Source organism: Cellulomonas chengniuliangii, assembly GCF_024508335.1.
GTDB lineage: Bacteria > Actinomycetota > Actinomycetes > Actinomycetales > Cellulomonadaceae > Cellulomonas_A > Cellulomonas_A chengniuliangii.
In genome coordinates, this window is record NZ_CP101988.1 from 1,862,831 (window position 1) to 1,882,969 (window position 20,139).

Below are 20,139 nucleotides of genomic sequence, written 5' to 3' on the forward strand. Positions count from 1 at the left end.
AGTAACTTGGGGCTGGTGCGGGACCTTCGTCCCGGGTACCTTCAGGATTCGGCGTGTCTGACCAGACCGCCGCCCGGACACCGACGTCCCCGCCTGGAGGTTCGATGCCTAGCGCATCCGCCCGTGCCGTCCGCCCTGTCGTCTTCGTCGAAGGCGTTCGCACGCCGTTCGGGCGAGCGCGGGACGACGGGCTCTACGCCCACACCCGTGCCGACGACCTCGCCGTCAAGACGATCCGCGAGATCCTCCGCCGCCATCCCGAACTGCCTCCCGAGCGGGTCGACGAGGTGGCCATCGCCGCCACGACCCAGCAGGGCGACCAGGGCCTGACCCTCGGGCGGACCGTCGCCATGCTGGCCGGCCTGCCCCGGACCGTTCCCGGGTACGCGATCGACCGCATGTGCGCCGGCGCCATGACCGCGGTGACGTCGACAGCCGCCGCGATCGGCTTCGGCGCCCAAGACGTCGCGATCGCCGGCGGCGTGGAGCACATGGGCCGGCACCCGATGGGGTTCGAGGCCGACCCCAACCCCCGCTTCCTGTCCGAGCGGCTGGTCAGCACGGACGCGCTGAACATGGGGGTGACGGCCGAGAACCTCCACGACCGTTTCCCGGCGCTGACGCGCGAGCGGGCCGACGCGTACGGGGTGGCCAGCCAGGCCAAGTACGCGGCGGCGCTCGCCGCGGGCAAGGTCACGCCCGACCTCGTCTACGTGGCCCTGCGCGACCCGGAGAAGGGCTGGGGGCTCGCGACCGCTGACGAGCCGCCCCGCCCGGGCACCACCATCGAGGACATCGAGGGCCTCAAGACCCCGTTCCGCGCCGGAGGCCGTGTGTCGGCCGGCACGTCCGCCCCACTGACCGACGGCGCGGCCTCGTGCCTGCTGGCGGCCGAGGAGACCGCGGTCGAGCTCGGCATGCCCGTCCGGATGCGCATGGTGACGTTCGCCTACGCCGGCGTCGAGCCGGAGGTCATGGGCATCGGCCCCGTTCCCGCGACCCGCAAGGCGCTTGAGCGCTCTGGGCTGACCATCGACGACATCGGGCTGTTCGAGGTCAACGAGGCGTTCGCCGTGCAGGTCCTGGCGTTCCTCGACGCGTTCGACATCAAAGACGACGACCCGCGCGTGAACCCCTACGGCGGCGCCATCGCGGTGGGCCACCCGCTGGCCTCGTCTGGGGTGCGACTGATGACCCAGCTCGCCCGGCAGTTCGCCGAGCGCCCTGACGTCCGCTACGGCCTGACCACGATGTGCGTGGGCCTCGGCCAGGGCGGCACGGTGATCTGGGAGAACCCGCACCACCCCGACTACCAGCCCTCCGCCACGACGACCGACGGGAGCGACCGATGACCGCCACCACCGCCGGGCCGCGCCCGGAGCGCGTTTCCCACGCCCTCGTCCGGGACGTCCCGCTCCCGGGCGGCGCGGGCACGCTCGCGCTGGTCACGGTCGACAACGGGCTCGACCACACCAAGCCGACCACCTTGGGCCCCCTGGGTCTGACCGAGCTGCACGGCGTGCTGTCCACGCTGCGCCAGCGAGCCGCCGACGGCGAGATCGTCGCCGTGGGGGTCACTGGGAAGCCGTACTACCTGGCCGCCGGGGCCGATCTGACGGCGGTCAGCCACCTCACGGACGAGTCGGGCGCTCGGCGCATCGCCGAGCTGGGCCACGAGACCTACCGGATGCTGGGCGAGATGGCCGTGCCGACGTTCGCGTACGTCAACGGCGTGGCCCTGGGCGGCGGGTTCGAGCTCGCGCTCAACTGCACCTACCGCACCGTCGCCGGGGACGTCACGGCGCTGGCGCTCCCGGAGGCCTTCCTGGGCCTGGTGCCCGGCTGGGGCGGCTGCTACCTGCTGCCGCAGCTCGTGGGCGTCCGCGGCGCGCTCGAGATGATCCTCACGCGCCCCCTCGCGAACAACCGGATGACCAAGGCCGCCGAGGCGGTGCGCCTGGGCCTGATGGACGCGATGTTCGATCCCGCTGACTTCCTCGAGCAGTCGCTGGCCTGGACGGCGGACGTCCTCGCTGGCCGGGTGGTCGTCGAGCGTCGGGAGATCGAGGGCGCCGACGAGTGGGCGGCCGTGGTCGCGGGCGCCCGCCACCAGCTCGACCAGCGCCTGCATGGCGCCCGCCAGGCGCCGTACCGGGCGCTGGACCTGGTCGCCGCGGCACGGGACGCCGACCGGGACGCGGCGTTCGCCGCCGAGGACGACGCGCTGACCGACCTGATCATGTCCGACGAGCTGCGCGCCGGCCTGTACGCGTTCGACCTGACCACCCGCAAGTCCCGCAAGCCCGCCGGGGCGCCCGACGCCGCCCTCGCGCGGCCCGTGCGCACCGTGGGGATCGTGGGCGCAGGCCTGATGGCCGGGCAGCTGGCCGTGCTCATCGCACGCCGACTGAAGGTGCCCGTGGTGATGCGGGAGGTCGACGACGAGCGTGTCGCCGCCGGGCTGGCGGGCATCCGCTCGATGGTCGAGTCTCAGGCCGCGAAGGGCCGGATCCGGCCTGACGAGGCCAACCGGGTGCTCGCGTCCATCTCGGTGAGCACCGACCTCGGCACGCTGGCGGGCGCCGACCTGGTGATCGAGGCTGTCACCGAGGTGATGGCGCTCAAGCAGCGCGTCTTCGCGGAGCTCGAGGACGTCATCGCCCCGGACGCGGTCCTCGCGACCAACACCTCGGCGTTGTCGGTCACCGAGATGTCCGCCCATCTGCGCCACCCGGAGCGGGTGGTCGGCATCCACTTCTTCAACCCGGTGGCCCAGATGCCCCTGATCGAGGTGGTGCGCACGGAGGCGTCGGACGACGCCGCCGTCGCGACCGCGTTCGCGCTGGCGAAGAACCTCGGCAAGACGGCTGTCGGCGTCGCCGACCGGCCGGGCTTCGTGGTGAACCGCTTGCTTCTGCGGATGCTCGCCGAGGTGGCCGCCGCGGTCGAGGGCGGCACGCCGGTGCAGGTGGCCGACGCGGCGCTGCGGCCGCTCGGGCTCCCGATGGGATCGTTCGCGCTGATCCAGCTGGTGGGACTGCCCGTGGCGCTGCACGTGCTGAGCTCGCTGCACGAGGACCTGGGCGACCGCTACCCGCTCTCCCCCGGCCTGGAGCGCCTGGCCGCCGAGAAGCGGCGTGTGGTGCCCGAGCCGGACGGCCAGGGCGCCGAGCTCGAGGTGGACCCGGCGATCCAGGACGCGTTCGAGGCCTCCGGCGACGAGTCGCCGCTCGACGGGCCGGGAGTCCTGGACGCGGTGCTCGCCGGACTCACGGAGGAGATCGGGCTGATGCTCGACGAGGGCGTGGTCGCCGGGCCCGAGCAGATCGACCTGTGCATGATCCTGGGCGCCGGTTGGCCGTTCCACCTGGGCGGCATCACGCCGTACCTGGACCGCACCGGCTACTCCCAGAAGGTGCTGGGGCGCCGGCTCCTCGAGGACGGCGTGGCGAACGTGCCAGGTCGGTGACCTCGGCGCGCTCCGCACCACCCAGGTGAACGAGAGCCGCGGCGCGTCAGACGCGCCGCGGCTCTCGTCGCGTGGGTCGGGGTGTGCGTGAGGCTCAGTACACCGTGAGCCCACGCTCGCGGAACTGGTCGCGGACGCGCGCGACGAGCTCGGGGCTCGGCGGCTGAGCGTCCTCGAGCTCGTAGCTCAGCCCGAGCGACTCCCACTTGTCGCGGCCCATCTGGTGGAACGGCAGCACCTCGACCCTGCTGACCGTGGAGAGCGTGGCGACGTAGTCCGCGACGGCGTCGACGTTCTCTGGGGCGTCGGTCAGGCCGGGGACCAGCACGAAGCGGACCCAGATCTCGGTGCCGCGGGCGGCGAGCCGGCGGCCGAAGTCGAGGGTGGGCTGCAGATCGCGGCCGGTGACCTTGCGGTACGTCTCGGGGATCCCCGACTTCACGTCGAGGAGGACGAGGTCGATGTCGTCGAGCATCTCGTCGGTGCAGTGCGCGCCCAGGTACCCGGAGGTGTCGAGGGCGGTGCGGATGCCCATCTCCTTGGCGCCGCGCAGCACACGGGCGACGAAGGCGGGCTGCATGAGCGGCTCGCCGCCGGAGATGGTGAGCCCGCCGCCCGTGACCTCGAAGATGGGCCGGTAGCGCGCGATCCGCGCGAGCAGCTCGTCGGCGGTGATCGGCTCCCCGCGGCGCATCTCCATGGTGTCGGGGTTGTGGCAGTAGAGGCAGCGCAGCGGGCAGCCGGAGAGGAACGTGGTGAGGCGGGTGCCGGGGCCGTCGACTGCGGTCACGAGCTCCCAGGAGTGCAGGGACCCGAGCTCGCCGGCGCGCATCTGGGCGAAACGCTCGGAGCGGCTCGCCTCGGAGCTGTCGAGGCCCGCGGTGCCGGCGGAGGAGCGGTGGTGCGAGCCGCCGATGACGGGGAGCCCGAGCTCGACGACCGGCGCGCCGCAGTCGGCGTCGCGCGGTGCGGTGCTGGTCGCGTTCATGGCGTGCTCCTCAGGCGGGACGAGGGCGGGCTGTGCGGGCCGCGGCGGGTGGAGCTGGGATCCACCCGCCGCGGCCCGGGTCGGTCAGAGGCTGCCGTGGAAGGTCCGCGAGAGCACGTCGAGCTGCTGCTCGCGCGTCAGGCGGGTGAAGTTCACGGCGTAGCCCGAGACACGGATGGTGAGCTGCGGGTAGTTCTCGGGGTGCTCCATGGCGTCCTCGAGCGTCTCGCGGTTCAGCACGTTGATGTTCACGTGGTAGCCGGAGGAGACGTTGTACCCGTCGAGCAGGCCGACCAGGTTGGCGATCTGCTCCTCACGCGTGCGGCCGAGGCCCGAGGGCACGACCGTGGACGTGAGCGAGATGCCGTCCATCGACTCGGAGTACGGCAGCTTGGCCACGGACAGCGCCGAGGCGAGCATGCCGTGGGTGTCGCGCCCGTTCATCGGGTTGGCGCCCGGGGCGAACGGCTCGCCGAGGCGGCGGCCGTCGGGGGTGTTCCCGGTGTTCTTCCCGTAGACGACGTTCGAGGTGATGGTCAGCACCGACTGCGTGTGGAGCGAGTCGCGGTAGGTCTTCTGCGCCCGGATCTTCTCCATGAACGACCGGACGATCGCCACGGCGATGTCGTCGGCGCGGTCGTCGTCGTTGCCGTACGTCGGGTAGTCGCCCTCGGTGGCGTAGTCGACGATCAGGCCGGTCTCGTCGCGGACGGGCCGCACGGTCGCGTACTTGATGGCCGACAGCGAGTCGGCCACGACCGACAGGCCGGCGATGCCGCACGCCATGGTCCGCAGGATGGCCTGGTCGTGCAGGGCCATCTCGAGGCGCTCGTAGGCGTACTTGTCGTGCATGTAGTGCACGCAGTTCAGCGCGTCGACGTAGGTCTCGGCGAGCCAGTCGAGCAGCGTGTCGAACTTGGCGCTGACGTCGTCGAAGTCGAGGACGTCGCCCTCGACGGGCGCGCTGACCGGGGCGACCTGCTTGCCGGTGATCTCGTCGCGGCCGCCGTTGATGGCGTACAGCAGCGACTTGGCCAGGTTGACGCGGGCGCCGAAGAACTGCATCTGCTTGCCGACGCGCATCGCGGAGACGCAGCACGCGATGGCCGCGTCGTCGCCCCACGCCTGGCGGATGAGCTCGTCGGACTCGTACTGGATGGCGGAGGTGTCGATGGAGACCTGCGCGCAGAACTTCTTGAAGCCCTCGGGCAGGCGGTTGCTCCACAGCACGGTCAGGTTCGGCTCGGGTGCCGGGCCCAGGTTGTACAGCGTCTGCAGGAACCGGAACGAGGTCTTCGTGACGAGCGGGCGCCCGTCCTCGCCGAGGCCGCCGATCGACTCGGTGACCCACGTCGGGTCGCCGGAGAAGAGCGCGTCGTACTCGGGGGTCCGCAGGAAGCGCACGATGCGGAGCTTGATGACGAGGTCGTCGATGAGCTCCTGCGCCTGCTCCTCGGTGATCCGGCCCTCGGCCAGGTCACGCTGCAGGTAGACGTCGAGGAAGGTCGAGGTGCGGCCGAGGGACATGGCCGCGCCGTTCTGCTCCTTCACGGCGCCCAGGTAGGCGAAGTAGAGCCACTGCACGGCCTCGCGGGCGGTGGTCGCCGGTCCGGAGATGTCGTACCCGTAGGAGGCGGCCATGGCCTTGAGCTCCTGCAGGGCGCGGATCTGCTCGGAGTTCTCCTCGCGGTCGCGGATGACGTCCTCGGTCGACCGGTCCATGTCGAGCGCGGCACGCTCGAGCTTCTTGGCCTGGACCAGCGCGTCGATGCCGTACAGCGCGACACGGCGGTAGTCGCCGATGATGCGGCCGCGGCCGTAGGCGTCGGGCAGGCCGGTGATGATGTGCGACGAGCGCGCGGCGCGGACGTTCGGCGGGTACACGTCGAAGACACCCTGGTTGTGGGTCTTGCGGTACTCGGTGAAGATCTTCTTGACGTTCTCGTCGGGCTCGTAGCCGTAGGTCTTGAGCGAGGTCTCGACCATCCGCCATCCGCCGTTGGGGATGATGGCGCGCTTGAGCGGGGCGTCGGTCTGCAGGCCGACGATGAGCTCGTTCGCCTGGTCGATGTAGCCGGGGGCGTGGGAGGTGATCGTCGACGGGGTCTTCGCGTCGACGTCGTAGATGCCGCGCTCGCGCTCCTCCGGGAACATCTTGGTCAGGGCGGTCCACACACCAGTGGTGCGCTCGGTGGGGCCCGCGAGGAACGAGGCGTCACCCGTGTACGGGGTGTAGTTGCGCTGGATGAAGTCGCGGACGTCGATGCCGTCGCTCCAGGGTCCGGCGACGAACTCGCGCCAGGCGGACGCGGTGGCGTCAGTGGCCGGCTGCGGTACAGCTGTGGTGGACATCGTGTGCTCCTCAGTGAGGTCTGATACCACTGAACCTACGGATCAAGTCATGGGATGTCTTGGGACCTTGGGCCTTTCAGGCCCGGACCTGGCGTGACCCTGGTCACGTCCTCGCCACCACGTCGTCGTGGGTGGCGTGGGCGCAGGTCAGGAACGCTCGTCGAACCACGTCAGGACGTCGCGCGCGACGTCCTGCGGGGTCAGCCGGAGCGTGGTCACGAGCTGGTCCCGGCTCGCGTGGTCGAGGAACGCCAGCGGGACGCCGACGGGCTGCACCGTGGTCCGCAGTCCGGCCTCCTGGGCCCGCTGCGCCACCGCCGACCCGATGCCGCCGTCCGCGACGCCGTCCTCGAGCGTGACGACGTGGTCGTGCTGCCCCACCAGCTTGGTCAGCGCCGCCGGCACCGGCAGCACCCAGCGGGGGTCCACGACGGTCACGCGCAGCCGGTGGGCGGCGAGGAGCTCGCCGGTCTCGAGGGCCGTCGTGGCCATCGCCCCCACCCCGACCACGAGCACCGAGTGCTCGGCGCCCTCCGGCTCGTGCCGGGCGAGCACGTCCACCCCGTCGATCTCGTCGATGGCGGTAATGGGGTCGTTCACGGCGCCCTTGGGGTAGCGCACGACGCTGGGCGCGTCATCGATGTCCACCGCGGCGCGCAGCGCCTCGCGCAGCGTGGGCTCGTCACGCGGGGCGGCCAGGCGCAAACCCGGAACGCCGCGCAGCATCGCCAGGTCCCACATGCCGTTGTGGCTCGCGCCGTCGTCGCCCGTGAGGCCGGCGCGGTCGAGCACGAACGTCACGCCCGCGCGGTGCAGGGCCACGTCCATCAGCACCTGGTCGAAGGCCCGGTTGAGGAAGGTGGCGTACACCGCCACCACCGGGTGCAGCCCGGCGAACGCCATGCCCGCGGCCGACGTCGCCGCGTGCTGCTCGGCGATGCCCACGTCGAAGGTGCGCTCCGGGAACTCCTTGGCGAACGGCGCCAGCCCCACGGGCGCCAGCATCGCCGCGGTGATCGCCACGACGTCCGGCCGCCGGCGGCCGATCCGCACGATCTCGTCGGCGAACACGCTGGTCCACCCGAATCGGGACGGCGCCAACGGCAGCCCAGTCTCGGGGTGGATCTTGCCCACCGCGTGGAAGCGGTCGGCGACGTCCTGCTCGGCCGGGGTGTACCCACGGCCCTTCTCGGTCATGACATGCACCAGCACCGGCCCGCCGAAGGCCTTGGCCCGCGCCAGCGCGCGCTCCACCGCCGGGGCGTCATGCCCGTCCACCGGGCCGACATACTTCAGGCCCAGGTCCTCGAACATGCCCTGCGGCGCGACGACGTCCTTGATGCCCTTCTTCAACCCGTGCAGCGCCTCGTACGCGAAACGCCCGGGGGGGCCCGAGCGGTGCAGCGTGCGCTTGCCCCAGCTGAGCACCGTCTCGTACCCCTGCGTGGTGCGCAGCACGTCGAGGTGGTGCGCCAGCCCGCCGATGGTGGGCGCGTACGACCGGCCGTTGTCGTTGACGACGATCACCAGCCGCCGGTCGCGTCCGGCCGCGATGTTGTTGAGCGCCTCCCAGGCCATGCCGCCGGTCAGCGCGCCGTCGCCGATCACGGCGACGACGTGCCGGTCGTCCAGGCCGCGGACCTGGTTCGCCTTGGCGATGCCGTCAGCCCAGCTGAGCGCCGTGGACGCGTGAGAGTTCTCCACCACGTCGTGATCCGACTCGGCCCGGCTCGGGTACCCGGACATCCCGCCCCGCTTGCGCAGGTCGGAGAAGTCCTGGCGGCCGGTGAGCAGCTTGTGCACGTAGGCCTGGTGGCCCGTGTCGAAGACGATCGTGTCCCGCGGCGACTCGAACACCCGATGGATCGCGATCGTCAGCTCGACGACGCCCAAGTTCGGCCCGAGATGCCCACCTGTGCGAGACACCGACTGGACCAGGAACTCACGGATCTCGGCGGCCAACGAGGCCACCTGCCGGTGAGTGAGGCGTCGCACGTCTGCTGGCGTCTTGATGCGAGCGAGCAGACTCACGCGACACCGTCCTCCTCTGCTGTGTGCGCGTGGCAGGGGCCGCGCGTCGGAGATCACTCTAGGCGTCGCAGCCTGGGCGCGCCCTCGCGTCCGGGCGCCCAGCCTGTGCGAGTCCGGGGTTGGAACTGTGGCGTGCGCCACCCCTACGATGAGGACGAAAGGGGTGACCATGCGCTTCCTCCCAGGTCAGCGTCCCGCGCACGACCTCACGTACGGCGATGTCTTCCTCGTCCCGTCCAAATCCGACGTCACGTCACGATTCGACGTCGACCTCACGACCCACGACGGCACAGGCGCCACCATCCCGCTGGTCGTCGCCAACATGACCGCCGTGGCCGGGCGTCGGATGGCGGAGACCGTCGCCCGCCGCGGCGGGCTCACCGTCCTCCCCCAGGACGTGCCCACCCCCGTGGTCGCCGACGTGGTGGCCTCCGTCAAGGCCCGGCACCCCGTCATCGAGACCGCCGTGGTCGTCGCCCCGCACGACACCGTGCACACCGCGCTCACCCTCATCGGCAAGCGCGCGCACGGCGCCGCCGTCGTGGTCGAGGGCACCCGGCCCGTCGGCGTCGTCACCGCGGCCGACTGCGGCGGCGTGGACCGGTTCACCCAGGTGGGCGCCGTCATGACCGCCCACCCCACCGTCGTGCCCCTCGACGTGATCACCGACGCCGGGCCCCGCGGCCTCGAGGCAGCCTTCGAGGCCCTGCACGGCTCGCGGCGCAAGTTCTCGCCCGTCGTCCGCGGCGACGAGCTGGTGGGAGTCCTCACCCAGGTCGGCGCCCTGCGCTCCTCCATCTACTCCCCCGCCCTCGACGCCCAGGGCCGCCTGCGCGTCGGCGCGGCCGTCGGCATCAACGGCGACGTGAAGGCCAAAGCCGCCGACCTGCTCGCCGCCGGCGTCGACGTCCTCGTGGTCGACACCGCCCACGGCCACCAGCGCAAGATGCTCGACGCCCTCGCCGCCGTCCGGGCGCTCGACCCCCAGGTCCCCGTCGTCGCGGGCAACGTCGTCACCGCCGAGGGCGTCCGCGACCTCGTCGAGGCCGGCGCCGACATCGTCAAGGTCGGCGTGGGCCCCGGCGCCATGTGCACCACCCGCATGATGACCGCGGTCGGGCGCCCCCAGCTCTCCGCCGTCCTCGAGTGCGCCGCCGAGGCGCGCCGGCTCGGCGCGCACGTCTGGGCCGACGGCGGGGTGCGCCACCCGCGCGACGTCGCCCTCGCGCTCGCGGCCGGCGCCTCCCAGGTCATGGTGGGGTCGTGGTTCGCCGGCACCCACGAGTCTCCTGGGGACCTGCACGAGGACGGCGCAGGCCGGCTGTACAAGGAGAGCTTCGGCATGGCCTCCGCTCGAGCCGTCGCGGCCCGGACCGTGAGCGGCTCGGCCTACGACCGGGCGCGCAAGGCCCTCTACGAGGAGGGCATCTCCTCCTCGCGGATGTACCTCGACCCCCGGCGGCCCGGCGTCGAGGACCTCATCGACCACATCACCGCGGGCGTCCGCTCCGCCTGCGCGTACGTGGGCGCGACCACCATCGCCGAGCTGGCCGAGCGTGCCGTGATGGGCATCCAGTCGGCCGCCGGGTACGACGAGGGGCGCCCGCTCCCCGACGGGTGGTGAGCGGGCCGTTGCCACCAGGGCGATTGCCTAGGGTGGGGGCATGACCCCGTCTGACGAGCCTCGCGCCGTCGCCGCGGCGCTCACCGGGGCCAGGACCCAGCTCGAGGCGCTGTGCGATGACGGGGCTGACCGCTGGTCGCGGTCGGGTGTGCGGAGCCTGCTGAGGACACCGCTCACGGGCCGCCCCGCGGCCGTCCTGGTGCTCTTCGGCATGCTCGACCTGGCGCCAGCCCGCGAGCCCGAGCCGCCCGTGGCCGCCGAGCTCGACGTCCTCCTCACCCGACGAGCCGCCACGCTGGGCCACCATCCGGGCCAGGTGTCCTTCCCCGGCGGACGCCTCGACCCGGCGGACCGCGGCCCGATCGAGGCCGCGCTCCGGGAGGCACGCGAGGAGACAGGGCTCGACCCCGAGGGCGTCGACGTGCTCGGGGTGCTGCCTCCGTTGCCGGTCGCGGTGAGCAACCACCTCGTGACACCGGTCGTCGGCTGGTGGTCGCATCCCTCGGCCGTGGCGGCTGTCGACCACGCCGAGACGGCCGACGTCTTCCGCGTCCCGGTCGCAGACCTGCTCAGCCCGGGCAACCGCCGCACCGCGACCGTGACGCGCGGAGGTGTCACCTACCGCTCGCCCGCCTTCCTCGCTGGCGACCACCTGGTGTGGGGATTCACCGCGCTTGTGCTCGACGCGATGTTCGACACCCTCGGCTGGGACGTTCCCTGGGACGCCAGCCGCACCATCCCCGCCCCTGTCTGACAGACCGAGCGGCATCCGACCATCCTCCGGGCTCCGCCCGTCCCCCCACGCCCCCAAGGAGCTCCCTGTGGCTGACCGGCCCGTCGCCGAGGTCGATATCACGCCAGCGCTCGCAGCTCGGCTCGTCGCCGAGCAACACCCTGACCTGGCCCACCTGCCCGTGCGCCTGGTCACAAGCGGCTGGGACAACGCCGTCCTGCGGCTCGGACCCGACCTGGCCTTGCGGCTCCCGCGGCGGCAGCAGGCCGCCCAGCTGGTGCTGAACGAGCAGCGATGGCTGCCCGTGCTGGCGCCTGCCTTGGCGCCGGAGACGGATGGGGACGGTGTGGGTGTGCCCGTCCCCGTGCGGGTCGGGGCGCCGTCCGGCGGGTACCCGTGGAGTTGGAGCGTCGTCCCGTGGTTCGCCGGCCGCTCCGCCGTGACGGTCCCGGCTCGCGAGCGGGCCTCCCTGGCGGAGCCGCTCGCCGAAGTCCTCGCCCGGCTCCACGTCCCGGCGCCGGCCGAGGCGCCGGTGAACCCCGTGCGGGGCGGCGCCCTCGACTCCCGGACTGAGGCGGTCCGCGGGCGGCTGGCCAGCGGCCTGATCGCCCGCACGGATCGTCTGGGCCAACTCTGGGACGAGCTCGTCCGGATGCCCCGATGGCCCGGCCCTCCGCTCTGGGCGCACGGCGACGTGCACCCGGGCAACCTTGTGGTGCGCGACGACGGCGGGCTCCGGGCGCTCGTCGACTTCGGCGACATCACCTGCGGCGATCCAGCCACCGACCTCGCGACGGCCTGGCTGACCTTCGATCCGGCGGGGCGTGAGCGGTTCCGCTCCCGCCTCGACGCGCTGCACGCCTACGACGATCACGTCTGGGCCCGCGCGCGCGGGTGGGCCCTCTGCATGGGAACCGCCCTCGCCGCGCACTCGGACGACTCCCCCGCGTACGCCGAGCTCGGCGCGCACACCCTGGAGCAAGTGCTCGAGGGCTGACCGCCTTCGGGCGACCCTCCGGGCCCGTTTGGCCCTCGTGTCGTCCTTGCAGTGCGGTGAAGGTGCGATGCGCTCTTCTCGGCAAGTGACGGGGAGCCGAAGCGGGTGGGCCTGTTATCTACGCTCGGCCTGCACGCGGCGTGAGCGCTGCATTCGCCTCGGTGGGCACGCGGGCGATCGGGCAATCCGCAAAATCGGGACGCCGGTGGTCTGCGACATCTCGACGTAACACTGCCCCCCGGGTACGTCACATCCCTGACATCGGAATGTCGCCCCGCGGTCACACGATCTTCTTAGCGTTCATCTCGGCGCGGCGATCTCCCGCGGCGCCGAGAACGAGTGAGGACGAACGATGACACAGCGCGAACTGGTTGCCCCGGACGAGATGAAGCACCTCGTCGAGCGTTTCAACTACTCCCCCGCCGTCAAGGTCGGCAACCTGCTGTTCGCGGCCGGGCAGGTCGGCCGCGACGCCGACATGAACGTCATCGACTCGAGCCTCGAGGACCACATCGTCGCGGCCTGGGAGAACGTGGGCAAGGTGCTCGCGGCGGCAGGCGCCTCCTACGAGGACATCGTCGAGATGACCACGTTCCACGTCGAGCTCCAGGAGCAGCTGCCGCTGTTCCTGGAGATCAAGGACCGTTACATCCCGCGCACCGCCGTCCCGCCGGCCTGGACCGCGATCGGCATCACGGAGCTGACCTTCCCCAAGCAGCTCGTGGAGATCAAGGTCGTCGCGCTCATCCCCTGAGCGGCCCAGCGCGTCGCACCGGAGCCCGATCGACCTCACGGCCGGTCGGGCTCCGCTGTGCCCGGCGTGTCGTGCCCCTCGGCTCCTTGTCCTCCCTGCGTCCTCCCTGCGTGGTGTGAAGGCGCACCCCTCCCCCGATCCGGATGACGGCACCGCAACGGCGTGTGGGCCTGTTATCCATGACATCGAGGTGATAGACCTGGCACGTGAACCTGAGCGACGACCTCGAGGAGCAACTGCGAGCCCTCGCCCGGGGCGCCGCCGAGGGCCGCTCCACCGCCCGGGCGCGCCAGCTCGCCTGGGTCGCCGGGGAGCTGTCGCGCTTCGCCGCTGAGAGGGACCCCCTCCCCTCGCTCTCCGAGCTGCTCAGCACCGACCTCGCCGTGCGGTACCTGCAACTCGCCGGCACAGGCGCTCTGCGCGCGCGCTCGGCAGCGTCCGCGCCGTCCACCCCGGCGAGCAACCGGGTCCGCGCGGTGTGCCTCACGCTGCTGGCCCGGTCCGCGGGCCTTGCCGAGCCCTCGCTCGACCGCCTGCCGGCCCCAGCCCTGTCGGTGCGCGCCAGCGCGGCCAGCGCCCGGCAGGCGGGGGCCGAGCTGGCCTCCGAGGCACGCCGTGGACGCCCGCTGCCGACCTGGGTGCGGCACGCGCTCGTCGTCGAGCTGATCGCCGACACCGGCATGCGGGTCGGCGAGCTCGCCGCCCTCCAGCTCTCGGACATGGATCTCGCCGCCCGGACCCTCACCTACGTGCCCCGGCCGCCCGCAGCACAGGGGAAGCAGCCCGCACGCACGGTGATGCTGTCGCCAGCCACCCTGCGCGCTGTGCGGGCGTGGCTGCCCGAGCGCGAGCGCCTGACCGCGCTCACGCCCCGCACATCGACATTGCTGGTCTCGGTGCACGGCAACCATGACGGTGACGGCGCCCGTCGCCCCCCAGGGCTCCCGCTGCAACCGCGAGGACTCGCCCGCGCGCACCGGAGGGCGGTGGCGACGCTCAACGCCCGACGGACCGCCGCGGAGCTGGTCCCCAACACGCTCGGGCTCCTGCGCCCCGCAGACCCGCCTGCCCCACAGGACGCTCCGGACCGGTCAAGCCTGATCTGATGCGCCGGACTCCGGCGTCGAGACCGCGCGCCTAGCCCTTGCCCGCGCGAGCGGCCACTGGGCCCATTGCTTGTCGTCCAGACCATCCGCCTGGCACATCAATGCGAACCGTCGCTGCGACCTCCGGCAAAGCCTCATCACGTCGGCCCGAGCGCGAACCGTGTCACACGCGGTAATGCCGTGCCGTCAGGGCCGCGGCCTGCCAAGATCGCCGACCATGACCAGAGAGCACCTGTCCAAACGGCTGATCAACTGGGCGTCCGTCCTGGACGATCGCGCCCGTGAGCAGGCCATCGCGACGTCGACCCTGCCGTTCGTCTACCCCCACGTCGCCCTGATGCCCGACGCGCACCTCGGGAAGGGCGCCACCGTGGGATCCGTCATCCCGACGCTCGGCGCGATCATCCCCGCGGCGGTCGGCGTCGACATCGGCTGCGGCATGATCGCAGTGCGCACCGGGTGGATCGAGGAGCAGGTCCGCGCTGTCGGGCCGCTGTCCAACCTGCGCGAGGCGATCGAAGCGCGCATCCCGCTGTCGGTCGGCGCCTACAACACCCGGCTCACCGGCTCGGCGGCCGCTCGGGTCGCCGAGCTGGAGGCGAAGTCCCAGCGCGCCGGGTTCACCCCCGACGCGTACGCGGGCAACTGGCGGCTGCAGCTCGGCAGCCTCGGCTCCGGCAACCACTTCATCGAGGTGTCGGTCGACGAGCTGGGCCGGGTGTGGCTGTTCCTGCACTCGGGATCGCGCGGGGTGGGCAACAAGATCGCCCAGCACCACATCGCCGTCGCCGCCGAGTTGTGCAGGCGGTGGTGGATCGACCTGCCCGACCCCGACCTCGCCTACGTGGTCGAGGGGACTGACGAGTTCTGGGCCTACATCCGCGAGTTGCGGTGGGCGCAGGACTTCGCCGCCGCGAACCGCGAGGAGATGATGGACCGCGTCGTCGCCGCGATCGCCGAGCACATGGGCGCGCCGGTCGAGGAGGCCGAGCGCGTCAACTGCCACCACAACTTCACCGAGCAGGAGCAGCACTTCGGCAAGAGGGTGTGGGTCTCCCGCAAGGGAGCCATCCGCGCAAGGGCCGGCGAGCCTGGGCTGATCCCCGGGTCGATGGGCACTGCGTCCTACGTGGTGACGGGCAAGGGCGACTCGCACTCGCTGTGCTCGTCGCCGCATGGCGCGGGCCGCAGCCTCTCGCGGTCGGCGGCCCGGCGGCAGTTCACCGTCGACCAGCTCCGTGCGGCGATGGCCGGCATCGAGTACCGGGACACGGACGCGTTCATCGACGAGATCCCGGCGGCCTACAAGGACATCGACCAGGTCATGGCCGACGCCGCCGACCTCGTCGAGGTCCGCCATGTGCTGCGTCAGATCGTCAACGTCAAGGGCGACTGACACGACGAAGCCGGTGCCCGCCATAGCGGGCGCCGGCTTCGTGAGCGGCTCGTCAGCTCGCGACGAGCGAGCGCAGCACGTACTGCAAGATGCCGCCGTTGCGGTAGTAGTCCGCCTCGCCGGGGGTGTCGATGCGCAGCACCGCGTCGAACTCGACGACGGATCCGTCGCCCTTGGTCGCGGTGACCTTGAGCGTGCGCGGGGTGACACCCTCGTTGAGCCCGGTGACACCGGCGATGTCGAAGACCTCCGTGCCGTCGAGCCCGAGCGACTCGGCGGTCTCACCCGCCGGGAACTGCAGCGGCAGCACGCCCATCCCGATGAGGTTGGAGCGGTGGATCCGCTCGAAGCTCTCCGTGATGACGGCCTTCACGCCCAGCAGCGCCGTGCCCTTGGCGGCCCAGTCACGCGACGAGCCGGAGCCGTACTCCTTGCCGCCCAGGATGACGAGCGGGATGCCCGCGGCGGCGTAGGACTGCGCGGCGTCGTAGATCGTGGTCTGCTCGCCGGTGAGGTGATCGACGGTGAAGCCGCCCTCGACGCCGGGGACCAGCTGGTTGCGCAACCGGATGTTCGCGAACGTGCCGCGGATCATGACCTCGTGGTTCCCGCGGCGCGAGCCGTAGGAGTTGAAGTCCCGGCGCTCGATGCCGTGCTCGGCGAGGTACCGGCCCGCGGGGCTGTCGGCCTTGATGGCGCCCGCCGGGCTGATGTGGTCGGTGGTGACGGAGTCGCCGAGCTTCGCGAGCACGCGCGCCCCGGTGACGTCCTGCACGGGCTCCGGCTCGTTGGTCATGCCCTCGAAGTACGGGGGCTTGCGGACGTAGGTCGAGTCCGCGTCCCACTCGAAGGTGTCGCCCACGGGCGTGGGCAGGCCCTGCCAGCGCTCATCGCCTGCGAAGACGTCGGCGTAGTCCTTGGTGAACATGCCGCGGTCGATGGCCTGGTCGATCGTGGCCTGGACCTCCTCCGGGGAGGGCCAGATGTCGGCGAGGAACACCGGCGTGCCGTCCTCGGCGTGGCCGAGGGGCTCGTTGGCGAAGTCGAAGTCCATCGTCCCGGCCAGGGCGTACGCGATGACCAGCGGCGGGGACGCCAGGTAGTTCATCTTGACGTCGGGGTTGATGCGGCCCTCGAAGTTGCGGTTGCCCGAGAGCACCGAGACCACCGAGAGGTCGTGCTCGTTGACCGCGGCCGAGACCTCCTCGGGCAGCGGGCCCGAGTTGCCGATGCAGGTGGCGCAGCCGTAGCCGACCAGGTGGAAGCCGAGCTTCTCGAGGTAGGGCCACATCTGGGCCTTCTCGTAGTAGTCGGTGACGACCTTCGAGCCGGGGGCCATCGACGTCTTGACCCACGGCTTGGCGGCGAGGCCCTTCTCGACGGCCTTCTTCGCGACGAGCGCGGCGGCGAGCATCACCGACGGGTTCGAGGTGTTGGTGCACGAGGTGATCGAGGCGATCACGACCGAGCCGTGGTCGATCTCGGTCTGCGTGCCGTCGGCCAGCGTCACCGGGACGCGCTTGTGGGGGCGCGAGGCGGTGTTGTCGTAGGCGACGTGCGACGGCTGGCCGGACGCGTCGTCGTGGCCCGCGGCGATCGGGTCGGAGGCGGGGAACGTCTCGTCGACCGACTCGTCGAGCGAGCTGAGGGGCGCGGTGTACGGCGCGGCCTCGTTGTCGGGCACGTAGTCGAGGATCGTCGTCGCGAAGGACTTCTTCGCGTCGGTCAGCTCGATGCGGTCCTGCGGGCGCTTGGGGCCGGCGATGGACGGGACCACGGAGCCGAGGTCGAGCTCGAGGTACTCGGAGTACACGGGCTCCTGGCTCGGGTCGTGCCACAGGCCCTGCTCCTTGGCGTACGCCTCGACGAGCGCGACCTGGTCGTCGGCGCGGCCGGTCAGGCGCAGGTACTCGAGCGTGACGTCGTCGATCGGGAAGATCGCGCACGTCGAGCCGAACTCGGGGCTCATGTTGCCGATGGTCGCGCGGTTCGCGAGCGGCACGGCGGCGACGCCGTCGCCGTAGAACTCGACGAACTTGCCGACCACGCCGTGCTGGCGCAGCTGCTGGGTGATGGTCAGGACGACGTCGGTCGCGGTCACGCCGGCCGGGATCGAGCCGGAGAGCTTGAAGCCCACGACGCGCGGGATGAGCATCGACACGGGCTGCCCGAGCATCGCGGCCTCGGCCTCGATGCCGCCGACGCCCCAGCCGAGCACGCCCAGGCCGTTGACCATCGTGGTGTGCGAGTCGGTGCCGACGCAGGTGTCCGGGTACGCGCGCAGCACGCCATTGACCTCGCGGGTCATGACCGTGCGCGCCAGGTACTCGATGTTGACCTGGTGGACGATGCCGGTGCCCGGGGGGACGACCTTGAAGTCGTCGAAGGCCGTCTGGCCCCACCGCAGGAACTGGTAGCGCTCGAAGTTGCGCTCGTACTCGAACGCGACGTTGCGCTCGAAGGCGTCGGGGCGGCCCGCGACGTCGATCTGCACCGAGTGGTCGATGACCAGCTCGGCGGGGGCCAGGGGGTTGATCCTGCTCGGGTCGCCGCCCAGCTCGGCGACGGCCTCGCGCATGGTGGCGAGGTCGACGATGCACGGGACGCCGGTGAAGTCCTGCATGATCACGCGGGCGGGCGTGAACTGGATCTCGGTGTCGGGCTCGGCCTGCGGGTCCCACTCGGCCAGGGCGCGCACGTGGTCGGCGGTGATGTTCGCGCCGTCCTCGGTGCGCAGCAGGTTCTCCGCGAGGACCTTCAGGCTGTACGGCAGACGCTCGACGCCCGGCACCGCGGCGAGCCGGTAGATCTCGTAAGAGGCGTCACCGACCTCGAGTGTGCCTTTCGACCGATAGCTGTCGACGCTGCTCACTAGGGCTCCTTCGCTGGGCTGGTCTTGCGGGCGGCCACGGCCGTTCGCGGTGGTCCTGGGGCTGCCGCCAGCCTACGTGGCGGGGTGCCCCCAGTTATCTCGACGTCGAGATACATCGTAGCCCTTCGCGTCCCCGCCAGCGACACCCTGCACGGCGAGCCGGGCAAGCGGCCTGTCCGCCGCGTCGCCCGCCGCCCATCTGCCCGCTCGGGCTACTGCTGCTCGCGCTCAGCGGCGACCGCCTCGGCGGCCTTGCGCTCGGCCTCGACGGCGCGCTGGTGCGCCCGCTGGTCGTACTCGGGCGTCCCCTGCTTGTGCAACTCGATGGTCGCGGCCCTGCTCGCCTCAGCGAGCCGGCGCGCCGCCGCGCTCTCTCCCGAACTCGTCATCGGTCCCGCTCCTCCCCCAGGCCCCACGGCCCGGCGACATCCCAGGCTATGACCGACCCGCCTCGCGCGCGAGGGACGTCGTCCGCGAGCGCACAGCACGACGGCCGGGAGGGCGCGTCCCTCCCGGCCGTCGTGATCGTGCCCGGACCGTCCTCGCGGGGAGTGCCGTCAGGCGGTCGCCACCGGGGCGAGCGTCGCGACGCACTCGACGTGGTGCGTCATCGGGAAGAGGTCGAAGGCCCGCAGGGCGCCCAGCTCGTAACCCTGCTCTGCGAAGTACGCCAGGTCGCGGGCCAGGGCCGCGGGGTCGCAGGCGACGTAGACCACGCGCTCGGGCCGCAGCCCGGCGATGGCCTCCACGACCTTGCGGCCCGCGCCGACCCTCGGCGGGTCGAGCACCACAGCGTCGGCGTGCACGATGCTGCCCTCGGTGTCCTCGAGCATCACGCGCGCGACATCGCCGGCGTGGAGCTCGACGTTCGACCTGTCGTGCAGGTTGCGCCGCGCGTCGCGCAGGGCCTGCGGGTCGCCTTCCACGGCGACCACGGCGCCCGTGGGGCCGACGGCGTCGGACAGCGGCGCGGTGAACAGGCCCGCCCCGGAGTACAGGTCGAGGACGGTCCACCCGTCGACGTCGCCCAGGGCGTCGAGCACGGCGCCGGCGAGCACGGCGGGCGCCTCGCGGTGCACCTGCCAGAAGCCTGAGGCCGCCACCCGGTAGGTGTAGTCGCGGCCCGCGACGTGCACGTTCTCCCGGACCGAGGTCCGGGCGTTGGGTCGGGAGTCGACGCGGCCACGACGCAGGTCGTACGGCTCGCCGTCGACGAGCACCACGGGGAGGTCGCCGCCGGCGGGGGCGACCACCTCGATGCGGGAGCCGGCCTTCCAGGCGCGGTCGAAGAGTCCGAGCTCGGCGATCGCCTCGTTGGCCAGCGGCATCGACTCGAGTGCGTGCACGTCGTGCGAGCGGAAGCCGGACATCCCGGCGCGGCCGCTGCCATCGGCCACCAGGTCGATGCGGGTGCGCCAGCCCAGGCCGCCGCGCTCCTCGTCTCCGGGGACGGCCTCGACCTGGACCTCGCGCTCAAGGTGGGCCAGCCGCTGCAGCTGCTCGGCGACCACGGCCGCCTTCCAGGCCCGCTGCCCCGCGAGCGAGACGTGCGCGAGCTCGCCGCCGCCGACCCCGCCCGGGCCGGCCGCCGGCCACGCGGACGGCACACGGTCTGCCGAGGGGGTGAGCACCTCCACGGCGTCGGCGCGCCAGAAGGACGCGGTCTCCCCCGTCTCCGTGAGCCGGGCACGCACCCGCTCGCCGGGGAGGGTGTGCCGCACGAAGACGACCCGGCCCCCGCGGCCGTCCTCATCGGCCCCGATGCGGGCGACGCAGTGGCCGCCGTGGGCCACCGGCCCGATCTCGAGCTCGACCAT

Annotated in this window: 14 protein-coding genes; 8 read left to right on the forward strand and 6 right to left on the reverse strand. The window is 72.1% G+C overall.

The annotated features are described in order from the left end of the window. Positions 1-104: 104 nt before the first annotated feature. Positions 105-1,352 carry a thiolase family protein gene (locus tag NP064_RS08635; RefSeq protein ID WP_227569244.1) on the forward strand — a complete coding sequence of 416 codons (1,248 nt, stop codon included), beginning with the start codon at positions 105-107 and terminating at the stop codon, positions 1,350-1,352. Next, entirely contained in the window at positions 1,349-3,469 is a 2,121-nt protein-coding gene (locus NP064_RS08640) for a 3-hydroxyacyl-CoA dehydrogenase NAD-binding domain-containing protein (RefSeq protein WP_227569245.1), read from the forward strand. The genes NP064_RS08635 and NP064_RS08640 overlap by 4 nt, the downstream gene beginning before the upstream one ends. 94 nt (positions 3,470-3,563) lie before the next feature. Here NP064_RS08640 and pflA read toward each other — a convergent pair whose 3' ends face one another. From pflA to dxs, 3 genes are all read right to left on the reverse strand, one after another. After that, positions 3,564-4,457, reverse strand: a complete 894-nt coding sequence (pflA, locus tag NP064_RS08645; protein WP_227569246.1) for a pyruvate formate-lyase-activating protein — start codon at positions 4,455-4,457, stop codon at positions 3,564-3,566. 84 nt (positions 4,458-4,541) lie between these two features. Next, on the reverse strand, positions 4,542-6,809 hold the full coding sequence (gene pflB, locus NP064_RS08650; RefSeq protein WP_227569247.1) for a formate C-acetyltransferase: 2,268 nt from the start codon (positions 6,807-6,809) through the stop codon (positions 4,542-4,544). 147 nt (positions 6,810-6,956) lie between these two features. After that, the gene (dxs, locus tag NP064_RS08655; RefSeq protein WP_227569248.1) at positions 6,957-8,840 is read right to left on the reverse strand and encodes a 1-deoxy-D-xylulose-5-phosphate synthase; all 1,884 of its coding nucleotides are present in this window, start codon (positions 8,838-8,840) and stop codon (positions 6,957-6,959) included. Between the two features lie 169 nt (positions 8,841-9,009). Here dxs and NP064_RS08660 point away from each other — a divergent pair, with 169 nt between their 5' ends. The 6 genes from NP064_RS08660 to NP064_RS08685 all read left to right on the forward strand — a co-directional run bounded on the left by NP064_RS08660 (position 9,010) and on the right by NP064_RS08685 (position 15,450). Next, the gene (locus NP064_RS08660) at positions 9,010-10,464 is read left to right on the forward strand and encodes a GuaB1 family IMP dehydrogenase-related protein (RefSeq protein WP_227569249.1); all 1,455 of its coding nucleotides are present in this window, start codon (positions 9,010-9,012) and stop codon (positions 10,462-10,464) included. 40 nt (positions 10,465-10,504) lie between these two features. Continuing rightward, positions 10,505-11,218, forward strand: coding sequence for an NUDIX hydrolase (locus NP064_RS08665; protein ID WP_227569250.1), 714 nt, complete (start codon positions 10,505-10,507; stop codon positions 11,216-11,218). Positions 11,219-11,285: 67 nt separating this feature from the next. Next, the gene (locus tag NP064_RS08670) at positions 11,286-12,194 is read left to right on the forward strand and encodes an aminoglycoside phosphotransferase family protein (RefSeq protein ID WP_227569251.1); all 909 of its coding nucleotides are present in this window, start codon (positions 11,286-11,288) and stop codon (positions 12,192-12,194) included. A 352-nt stretch (positions 12,195-12,546) separates the two neighbouring features. Beyond that, positions 12,547-12,948, forward strand: a complete 402-nt coding sequence (locus NP064_RS08675; RefSeq protein ID WP_227569252.1) for a RidA family protein — start codon at positions 12,547-12,549, stop codon at positions 12,946-12,948. Between the two features lie 206 nt (positions 12,949-13,154). Beyond that, positions 13,155-14,054, forward strand: coding sequence for a site-specific integrase (locus tag NP064_RS08680; protein ID WP_227569253.1), 900 nt, complete (start codon positions 13,155-13,157; stop codon positions 14,052-14,054). 217 nt (positions 14,055-14,271) lie between these two features. Further along, positions 14,272-15,450, forward strand: coding sequence for an RtcB family protein (locus NP064_RS08685; protein WP_227569254.1), 1,179 nt, complete (start codon positions 14,272-14,274; stop codon positions 15,448-15,450). A 52-nt stretch (positions 15,451-15,502) separates the two neighbouring features. Here the strand turns inward: NP064_RS08685 and NP064_RS08690 are convergent, their stop codons facing one another. The 3 genes from NP064_RS08690 to NP064_RS08700 all read right to left on the reverse strand — a co-directional run bounded on the left by NP064_RS08690 (position 15,503) and on the right by NP064_RS08700 (position 20,139). After that, positions 15,503-18,322, reverse strand: a complete 2,820-nt coding sequence (locus tag NP064_RS08690) for an aconitate hydratase (RefSeq protein WP_227569255.1) — start codon at positions 18,320-18,322, stop codon at positions 15,503-15,505. 212 nt (positions 18,323-18,534) lie between these two features. After that, complete coding sequence (locus tag NP064_RS08695) at positions 18,535-18,711, reverse strand: translation initiation factor 2 (RefSeq protein ID WP_227569256.1); 177 nt, start codon at positions 18,709-18,711, stop codon at positions 18,535-18,537. Between the two features lie 168 nt (positions 18,712-18,879). Further along, positions 18,880-20,139: a class I SAM-dependent RNA methyltransferase gene (locus NP064_RS08700; RefSeq protein WP_227569401.1), complete on the reverse strand. Its 1,260-nt coding sequence runs from the start codon at positions 20,137-20,139 to the stop codon at positions 18,880-18,882.

Coding starts and splice junctions, on each gene's coding strand:
- NP064_RS08635 (WP_227569244.1), top strand. CDS start 105: ATGCCTAGCGCATCCGCCCGTGCCGTCCGCCCTGTCGTCTTCGTCGAA.
- NP064_RS08640 (WP_227569245.1), top strand. CDS start 1,349: ATGACCGCCACCACCGCCGGGCCGCGCCCGGAGCGCGTTTCCCACGCC.
- pflA (WP_227569246.1), bottom strand. CDS start 4,457: ATGAACGCGACCAGCACCGCACCGCGCGACGCCGACTGCGGCGCGCCG.
- pflB (WP_227569247.1), bottom strand. CDS start 6,809: ATGTCCACCACAGCTGTACCGCAGCCGGCCACTGACGCCACCGCGTCC.
- NP064_RS08660 (WP_227569249.1), top strand. CDS start 9,010: ATGCGCTTCCTCCCAGGTCAGCGTCCCGCGCACGACCTCACGTACGGC.
- NP064_RS08665 (WP_227569250.1), top strand. CDS start 10,505: ATGACCCCGTCTGACGAGCCTCGCGCCGTCGCCGCGGCGCTCACCGGG.
- NP064_RS08675 (WP_227569252.1), top strand. CDS start 12,547: ATGACACAGCGCGAACTGGTTGCCCCGGACGAGATGAAGCACCTCGTC.
- NP064_RS08685 (WP_227569254.1), top strand. CDS start 14,272: ATGACCAGAGAGCACCTGTCCAAACGGCTGATCAACTGGGCGTCCGTC.
- NP064_RS08695 (WP_227569256.1), bottom strand. CDS start 18,711: ATGACGAGTTCGGGAGAGAGCGCGGCGGCGCGCCGGCTCGCTGAGGCG.
- NP064_RS08700 (WP_227569401.1), bottom strand. CDS start 20,139: ATGGTCGAGCTCGAGATCGGGCCGGTGGCCCACGGCGGCCACTGCGTC.